Here is an 8,599-nt window from a genome sequence, read left to right as displayed (position 1 = left end):
GACGCCTCCTTCGAGTGCTGTTCAACACCTCACTCTGGCACATAGATGCCGTCGGGGGGCGTCCACCCCATCACCCCTAGCAGCAGTTCGGTGCGTCCGCTTTTGGGCTGTGGGCCGACGTCCGTTTTCCGGGCTGGTGTTGATGTCGTGGTCCCACCCGAAGCAGACATCGCCCCCCACGGCCATTCGACAGGCCTGGTTTGCGCCTGATCAAGGCGGCCGCCGGAACTGTCGTGCGATCAGAACGCTGTGTCTTCTATAGTCACGCTTGGAATGGTCCTTTGAAAATCGCCTGTCCCCTCGTCGTCCTGCCAATCCTGGCCTTGGGCCTATCCAGCCTTGGGGCCTGCGCCTCCATGCCTGGCCTATCGGGCGTCGAGCTGAACCGGGATCAAGCGTCCCAGGGCGGAAAGACTTTTGGCGAGGGCGTGGGCCAGGCGGCGACGGCTCCACTGGACGATCTCAACCTGCGGCGACAGGAGGTGCCAGAGGTTCTGATCGCCGCGCGCCGCACCCCCTATGCGACGGCGGGCCTTCAGCGTTGCTCGGCCGTCGTCGCCCAGATCGACGCCCTGGACGAGGCCCTCGGCCCTGATGTCGATCAGCCGTCGCCGGCGACCGGCACGGGCGACCAGGCCGCCAATGCCGCGCTCGACATGGTTCGCGACACGGCCACGGATTTCATCCCGCTGAGGAGCTGGGTGCGTCGTCTGTCGGGCGCTGCGGCCCATGACCGGGAGGTTCAGGCGGCGATCCGTGCAGGCCTGGTCCGCCGCGGCTTTCTCAAGGGCATCGCTCATCAGCGCCGCTGCACGCGGACGGCGGGATAATCACTGTTCGGCGGGATAATCACTGTTCGGCGGGAAGCGGATCGGCATCCGGCGGAAAAGGTCCGGCAAGCGCCGGGACCGGTCACGCCCGACCTGTCTGAAAGACGATATTCCGCTCTCGGCGCCGATGTCGGCTTCCGGGCATGACGCCTTTGGCCGACGTCTGCCCAATGCGGACCTTTGCCTTAATGACACCAGCCAATCGCAGGGGCTAGAGGCGCACGAGGCGTTTCGGACCTCCGCCGTGCTCGCACGTCGGCGAAGACGCCAGCCATCCTAATTCCGCAAACATTCTGTCGGCAAAACAACCGCCAGACTGAAAAATCCGGCCTCCAACCACCCGACCGTTCCAGCGGGTCTATACTCTCGGCTGTCGGTAGCGAAAGGGAGGCCCGTTCATTGCACCATCGTACACAATGCACGGTTTTCGCGGGCGTAGTGCGATTTCCCCCGCCCCGATTTCAGACAATTCATACTATTCAGACGCTGTTTTTTCGCCGCACAGTCTGAAATCCTCCGCCGCCTCCGGGACAATCGACGAAGGGGGATGGAGTCTGGTCTCGCCCCGGAACGCCCCGTCGCCCCCGCCCCCTCCCGCTCGGCTTCCCGACCCCCTATCTGCATCCCATGACTGACCTCTCCCCCCGCGAAATCGTCTCCGAACTGGATCGCTATATCGTCGGCCAGGACGACGCCAAGCGCGCCGTGGCCGTGGCCCTGCGCAATCGCTGGCGTCGCAAGCGCGTGCCCGAGGATCTGCGTGACGAGGTGACGCCCAAGAACATCCTGATGATCGGCCCCACCGGGGTCGGCAAGACCGAGATCGCCCGGCGGCTGGCGCGGCTGGCCGGGTCGCCCTTCCTCAAGGTCGAGGCGACCAAGTTCACCGAGGTCGGCTATGTCGGCCGCGACGTCGATCAGATCATGCGCGACCTGGTCGAGAGCGCCCTGGTCATGGTGCGCGACCGCCGGCGCGGCGAGGTGCGGGCGCGGGCCGAGGGCGCGGCCGAGGACCGGATCCTGGACGCCCTGGTCGGCCCCGGCGCCGGGCCGACGACGCGCGACAGCTTCCGCAAGAAGCTGCGGGCCGGCGATCTGGACGACAAGGAGGTCGAGATCGCCCTGGCCGACACCGCCTCGCCGATCCAGGGGCTGGATATTCCCGGCGGCGGGGCCGTGGGCCTGCTGAACCTGTCGGAGATGCTGGGCAAGATGGGCGGCGGCCGCACCAAGACGGTCAAGCTGACCGTCCGCGACGCCACCGCCCCCCTGATCGCCGAAGAGGGCGACAAGCTGCTGGATCAGGACAGCCTGACCAAGGAGGCCCTGATCCTGGCCGAGAACGAGGGCATCGTCTTCCTGGACGAGATCGACAAGGTCGCCGCCCGCCAGGGGGCCTCCGGCGCCGATGTCTCGCGCGAGGGGGTGCAGCGCGACCTCCTGCCCCTGATCGAGGGGACCACCGTCTCGACCAAATACGGGCCGGTGAAGACCGACCATGTGCTGTTCATCGCCTCGGGCGCCTTCCATGTGGCCAAGCCCTCGGACCTGCTGCCCGAGCTTCAGGGGCGGCTGCCGATCCGGGTCGAGCTGAAGGTCCTGACGCGCGACGACTTCAAGCGGATCCTGACCGAGCCCGAGGCCAATCTGATCCGTCAGAACCAGGCCCTGCTGGCCACCGAGGACGTGACCCTGACCTTCACCGACGACGCGATCGAGGCCCTGGCCGATGCGGCGGTGGCGGCCAACTCGGCTGTCGAGAACATCGGGGCGCGGCGGCTTCAGACCGTGCTGGAGCGGGTGCTGGAAGAGACCAGCTTCAAGGCCTCGGACCTGGCGGGCCAGACCGTGAACTTCGACGGGGCGGCGGTGCGCGACAAGCTGAGCCTCCTGACCAAGGACGTCGATCTGAGCCGGTTCATTCTTTAGCGGCGGCCTCGCGCTCGCGGCGGTCCCGGCGGCGCATCAGCCGGTCGGCGACCGCCTCGGCGTGGCGCTGGGTGAAGGCCAGGGCGGCGGGATTGCCCCGCTTGGCGCCGATGCTGTCGGCCACCTTGGCGCCCCGCTCGCCGATCGGCATGGCCTTGCCCGTGGTGGTGTCCAGGGCCGTCTGATGCTCGATCTCGGCGTTCAGCTCGGCCCCCATCAGGATCACCTGGACCGACAGCCAGGTCCACAGCAGGAAGCCCATCATGGCCGCCAGCGGGCCGTAGGAGTCGGTGCGGACGAAGTTGGTCAGGTACCAGCTGAACACGAACGAGACCGTCAGGCTGACCACCGCCGCGAAGATGGCCCCCGGCGTCAGCCAGCGCCAGCGCGCCTTCTGCCGGCACGGGCCGAACCGGTAGATCAGGGTCAGGGCGGCGACATAGCCGACCAGCAGCAGGGGCCAGCGCAACAGGGCCAGCAGGCCCCACTCCTCCTGCAGTCCGAACAGCCCCACCACCACCGGCACCCCGACCACCAGCAGCGAGCTGAACAGGACGGCGGCCACGGCCCCCAGGGTGAAGCCCATGCACAGCAGGTTGTAGCGGACGATATTGCGCCGCTCGACCTCGTGATAGGCGATGTTCAGCCCGTAGAAGAGCACCTTGACCGCGCCGTTGGCCGTCCACAGCGACAGGGCCAGGGTCCAGATCAGGGTGAAGGTCAGCTGGCCGTTCGAGTTCGCGGCCAGCCGCTCCATCTCGCCGCCCAGGAAGGCGGCGATGCTGCTGGGCATGACGCCGTACAGGAACTGGAGCCGGCTCCAGGCGTCGGCCGGGTCGGCGAACAGGCCGTACAGGGTGACGAACGTCCCCAGCAGGGGAAACAGCGACAGCAGGGTGAAGAAGGTCACGCCCCCGGCCACGAACCCGACCCGGTCGCCGAAGTAGGAGGCGCCGGTGCGCCACAGGATGTCGCTCCAGCCCTTGTGCGGGATCTGTTCGGGCCGTTGGGCCAGGCGGCCGCGGCCGGGCTCCCTGAGGTCGTAGTCCTCGGGCGTCGGCGGGGCGGGCGGCGCGGGTTCGGGACGGGGCGGGCGCAGCTCCAGCCCGACCTTGTGGCCCTGGGTGTAGAGCAGATGGGCGGCGCCGGCGCCGGCGGCCAGGCCGCCCGCCGTCGCGGCCACGAATTTCCACAGGCGGCCCAGCCCCCCGGCGGGGCGCCCGCGCCGCCCCTGCGGCCGGGCGGCGATCAGGCGGCGAAGGGCGGCGGCGGCGGACGGCTTGGGCTTGGACATCAGGAGGCCAACGGCGAAGCTGGCGCGACGTTCCCGAGCCGCCGAAAATCGGCTGCGCTTGAAATCACGGCCGCGAAGGGCCAATCACCCGAAATGACCACCGAGCCCCTCTCCCCCAAGCCGTCCGACGGCGCCGCGACCCTGCTGACCGTCTGGAAGGCCGCCCAGGCCCGCCTGAAGGGCGGCCGCATCGACAGCCCCGCCATCGACGCCCGCCTGCTGCTGGAAGCCGCCGCCGGCGCCAGCCGCATGGACATTCTGACGGACCCCTACCGCGTCGTCACGCCCGAACAGCACACGGCCTATGAGGCCATGATCGACCGCCGCCTGAAGCGCGAGCCCGTGTCGCGCATCGTCGGCAAGAAGGGCTTCTGGAAGATCATGCTGAACGTCACCCCCGACGTCCTCAGCCCCCGCCCCGACACCGAGACCCTGATGGACGTGGCCATGCTGGCCTTCGCCAAGACCCAGGCCTTCAGCGCCATCGACCTGGGCACCGGCTCGGGCGCCATCCTGCTGGCCCTGCTGGCCGAGCGGCCGGCGGCCCACGGCGTCGGCACCGACATCTCGACCGAGGCCCTGGCCGTGGCCAAGGAGAATGCGGCCAACCTGGACCTGAACGACCGGGCGGCCTTCCTGCGCACCGAATGGGCGGCAGGCTTCGGCGACGCCAGCTTCGACCTGGTGCTGTCCAACCCGCCCTATATCCCCACCGACCATATCCCGACCCTGGACCCCGAGGTCCGCGACCACGACCCGCACCTGGCCCTGGACGGCGGCCCCGACGGGCTTCAGGCCTATCGCGACCTGGCCCCCGAGGTGAAACGGATCCTCAAGCCCGGCGGCGTCTTCGCCGTCGAGATCGGCTGGGACCAGGGGCCCCAGGTCAAGGCCCTGTTCGAGGCCCAGGGCTTTGCCGACGTCAAGGTGATCAAGGACCTGGGCGAACGCGACCGCGTCGTCACCAACGGCCCGGACCCGAGGACCAATCCGATCCCGCAGGAGTGAGATTTCAGACTCGCGTCGAAAAAACAGTGTCTGAATAGTCTGAATAGTCTGAAATCCGCCCTCCCGCCGACGCCGCCCGCCCGATGCGGAGGCGCGGCGTCATCATCCCACGGTTTCGAACCCTGGTAGGGAAACCGGCGTGAATTTTTGTCAGAGCTTTGAAAACCAACGGGTTCGTCGGCGGAATTAGGGGCGCTGGCGCCTGTGCGGCGTCCCGTTACCCTTCAGGCTGCGAAGCGGAACCGGAGAACCCCTCATCCTCGACGGGCGGCGTCCAGTTCGGATCATGGACCGGATACCAGCCCTCAGCCAGATCGCGCCAATCGGGGTTGGCCGCCTCGATCAGTTGCAGCTTCCAATCCCGCAGCCATTTCTTGATCCGCTTCTCACGGCGAATGGCCTCCACCACCCAGGCGTGCTGTTCGAACCAGACCAGTTGGGTGCAGCCATAGGCCTTGCCGAAACCGTCGAAGGCGCCCGTCCGATGCTTCCACACCCGCGCCGTCAGGTTCGCCGTCATGCCGACATAGAGCGTCCCATTGCGCCCGCTGGCCATGATATAGGTGGCGATGAAGGTGCGATGGGTCGGCATTCGCACAACCTATACGACGCATCACCTTTCGTCATCCACGCCCTGTTCTCTTTCGTCATCCTCCGGCGAGCGCAGCGAGACCGGGGGACCCAGCGGCGCGCGAGAGCGCGAACCTGTCGCGGACGAGGTCTTCCCGCAACGTGCGGCGGAGAGATTTCGCCTGACGGCGCCGCTGGGTCCCCCGGTCTGCGCCGCGAAGAGGCGGCTTGCCGGAGGATGACGAAAGGAGGGGACGGAGGCTCAATGCACCTGCGCCTTCCCGATCTCCAACCCGCCCTCGCCGGCCGTCACCGCAATCACCCCGCCGTCCTCGATCTCGCCGGCCAGCAGCTTGCGCGCAATCGGGTCCACCAGCTCCTTCTGGATCACCCGCTTCAGCGGCCGTGCGCCATAGGCCGGGTCGTAGCCGCGGTCGGCCAGCCAGGCCAGGGCCGCGTCGTCCAGCGACAGGTTCAGACGGCGGTCGGCCAGCAGTTTCTCGAAGCGTGACAGCTGAATCCGCACGATGCCGCCCATCTGTTCGCGGCCCAGGCGGTGGAACAGGATGATCTCGTCGATCCGGTTCAGGAACTCGGGCCGGAAGTGGGCGCGGACGGCGTCCATGACGAAGGGGCGGACGGCCTCGACGTCGTCGCCCTCGCCCTGTTCGGCCAGATACTGGCTGCCCAGGTTGGAGGTCATGATGATCAGGGTGTTGCGGAAGTCGATGGTGCGGCCCTGGCCATCGGTCAGGCGGCCGTCGTCCAGCACCTGCAACAACACGTTGAAGACGTCGGGGTGGGCCTTTTCGACCTCGTCGAACAGGACGACCTGATAGGGGCGGCGGCGCACGGCCTCGGTCAGGGCGCCGCCCTCGTCATAGCCGACATAGCCGGGAGGGGCGCCGATCAGGCGGGAGACGCTGTGCTTCTCCATATATTCCGACATGTCGAGCCGGGTGATGGCCGCCTCGTCGTCGAACAGGAACTCGGCCAGGGCCTTGGTCAGTTCGGTCTTGCCCACGCCGGTCGGGCCCAGGAACAGGAAACTGCCCAGGGGACGGTTGGGGTCGTTCAGGCCGGCGCGGGCGCGGCGCACGGCGTCGGAGACGGCGGCCAGGGCCTCGTCCTGACCCACCACGCGGCCGCCCAGGGCCTCTTCCATCTTCAGCAGTTTCTCGCGTTCGCCTTCCAGCATCTTGTCGACGGGGACGCCGGTCCAGCGGCTGACGACGGCGGCGATCTGTTCGGCGTCGACGACCTCGGGCGTCAGGGGACCCTTTCCGCCGGTTTCGTTGGCCTCGGCCTCGGCCAGCTGTTTCTCGATCTGGGGGATCTGGCCGTAGGCGATTTCGGACGCGCGGCCCAAGTCGCCGGCGCGCTGGGCGTTGGTCAGTTCCAGACGCAGGCGATCCAGGGTTTCACGCAGTTGGGCGCCCTGGCCGACCTTGTCCTTTTCGGCCTTCCACTGGGTGGTCAGGTCGTCGGACTGGCCTTCCAGATCGGCGATCTCGTCCTCCAGCTTCTCCAGCCGGTGCTGGGACGCCGTGTCGGTCTCCTTCTTCAGGGCCTCGCGTTCGATCTTCAGCTGGACCAGGCGGCGGTCGATCTCGTCCAGGGACTCGGGCTTGGAGTCCACGGCCATGCGCACGCGGCTGGCGGCCTCGTCGATCAGGTCGATGGCCTTGTCCGGCAGGAAGCGGTCGGTGATGTAGCGGTTCGACAGGGTGGCGGCGGCCACGATGGCGCTGTCGGAGATGCGGACTCCGTGGTGGACCTCGTACTTCTCCTTCAGTCCACGGAGGATCGAGACCGTGTCCTCGACCGTCGGCTCGGCGACGAAGACCGGCTGGAAGCGCCGGGCCAGGGCGGCGTCCTTCTCGACGTGTTTGCGGTACTCATCCAGCGTCGTGGCGCCGACGCAGTGGAGTTCGCCGCGCGCCAGGGCCGGCTTCAGCAGGTTGGAGGCGTCCATGGCGCCGTCGCCCTTTCCGGCGCCCACCAGGGTGTGCATCTCGTCGATGAACAGGACGATGCCGCCCTCGGCCGCCGAGACCTCGGACAGGACGGCCTTCAGCCGCTCCTCGAACTCGCCGCGGTATTTGGCCCCGGCGATCAGGGAGCCCATGTCGAGCGCCATCACCGTCTTGTCGCGCAGGCTCTCGGGCACGTCGCCGTTGACGATGCGCAGGGCCAGGCCCTCGACGATGGCGGTCTTGCCCACGCCGGGCTCGCCGATCAGGACGGGGTTGTTCTTGGTGCGCCTAGCCAAGACCTGGATGGTGCGGCGGATCTCTTCGTCGCGGCCGATGACCGGGTCGATCTTGCCGTCGCGGGCGGCCAGGGTCAGGTCGCGGGCGTAGCGTTTCAGGGCGTCATAACCGTCTTCGGCGGCGGCGCTGTCGGCGGTCTTGCCCTTGCGCACCTCGGCGATGGCGGCGTCCAGCTTGTCGGCGGTGGCGCCCGAGGCCTTCAGCACCTCGGCGGCGACCCCGCCCTCGCGCGCCAGGGCGGCCAGCAGGCGTTCGGTGGTGACGAAGGCGTCGCCGGCGGTCTTGGAGGCCTCCTCGGCGGCGGCGAAGACGCGGGCGGTGTCGCCGTCCAGATAGAGCTGGCCCGAGCCGCCGGTGACCTGGGCGCGCTTCTTCAGCGCGGTCTCGGTGTCGGCCTCGGCGCGTTTGGCGTCGCCGCCGGCGGCGGTGATCAGGTTGCGGGCCAGGCCGTCGCGTTCCTCGAGCAGCACCTTCAACAGGTGTTCGGGGGCGAACTGCTGGTGACGGCGGGCCAGGGCCAGAGACTGGGCGGACTGGACGGCCTGTTTGGCGCGGTCGGAGTAGAGATCGAGATTCATCGTGTCGTGTCCCCTCGTGAGGCGGAAATGGTCCGACGCGCCCTCTGGAGCAAGCGACGCGTCCGTTCGCCAGAGGAAGTGGGTGTGTTGAACCGGCCACACAAGAGCCCGAGCGGC

The 8,599-nt window shown here is 68.3% G+C and carries 6 protein-coding genes; 3 read left to right on the top strand and 3 right to left on the bottom strand.

Annotation, left to right across the window (positions count from 1 at the left end; translation table 11 throughout):
* The first annotated feature begins 356 nt into the window (after positions 1-356).
* Positions 357-830 (top strand): hypothetical protein, encoded by a 474-nt coding sequence (locus tag AC1RSI_RS13400; protein ID WP_230307762.1) that lies wholly within the window; start codon positions 357-359, stop codon positions 828-830.
* Positions 831-1,457: 627 nt separating this feature from the next.
* The gene (gene hslU, locus AC1RSI_RS13395; protein WP_154727085.1) at positions 1,458-2,759 is read left to right on the top strand and encodes an ATP-dependent protease ATPase subunit HslU; all 1,302 of its coding nucleotides are present in this window, start codon (positions 1,458-1,460) and stop codon (positions 2,757-2,759) included.
* On the opposite strand, the gene AC1RSI_RS13390 is transcribed toward hslU, so the two are convergent.
* Positions 2,749-4,053: a YihY/virulence factor BrkB family protein gene (locus AC1RSI_RS13390; RefSeq protein WP_447941200.1), complete on the bottom strand. Its 1,305-nt coding sequence runs from the start codon at positions 4,051-4,053 to the stop codon at positions 2,749-2,751. The genes hslU and AC1RSI_RS13390 overlap by 11 nt on opposite strands.
* A gap of 93 nt (positions 4,054-4,146) precedes the next feature.
* Between AC1RSI_RS13390 and prmC the strand changes: the two genes are divergently transcribed.
* Entirely contained in the window at positions 4,147-5,061 is a 915-nt protein-coding gene (prmC, locus tag AC1RSI_RS13385; protein ID WP_154726881.1) for a peptide chain release factor N(5)-glutamine methyltransferase, read from the top strand.
* A gap of 217 nt (positions 5,062-5,278) precedes the next feature.
* On the opposite strand, the gene AC1RSI_RS13380 is transcribed toward prmC, so the two are convergent.
* The gene (locus tag AC1RSI_RS13380; protein WP_154726880.1) at positions 5,279-5,653 is read right to left on the bottom strand and encodes a GIY-YIG nuclease family protein; all 375 of its coding nucleotides are present in this window, start codon (positions 5,651-5,653) and stop codon (positions 5,279-5,281) included.
* Between the two features lie 240 nt (positions 5,654-5,893).
* Positions 5,894-8,482, bottom strand: coding sequence for an ATP-dependent chaperone ClpB (gene clpB, locus AC1RSI_RS13375; RefSeq protein ID WP_154726879.1), 2,589 nt, complete (start codon positions 8,480-8,482; stop codon positions 5,894-5,896).
* Between the last annotated feature and the right edge of the window lie 117 nt (positions 8,483-8,599).

It is taken from the genome of Brevundimonas sp. GW821-FHT10E09 (assembly GCF_058809375.1).
Note: the sequence above shows the minus strand (reverse complement) of the source record. Positions and strands in the feature narration are given on the sequence as shown.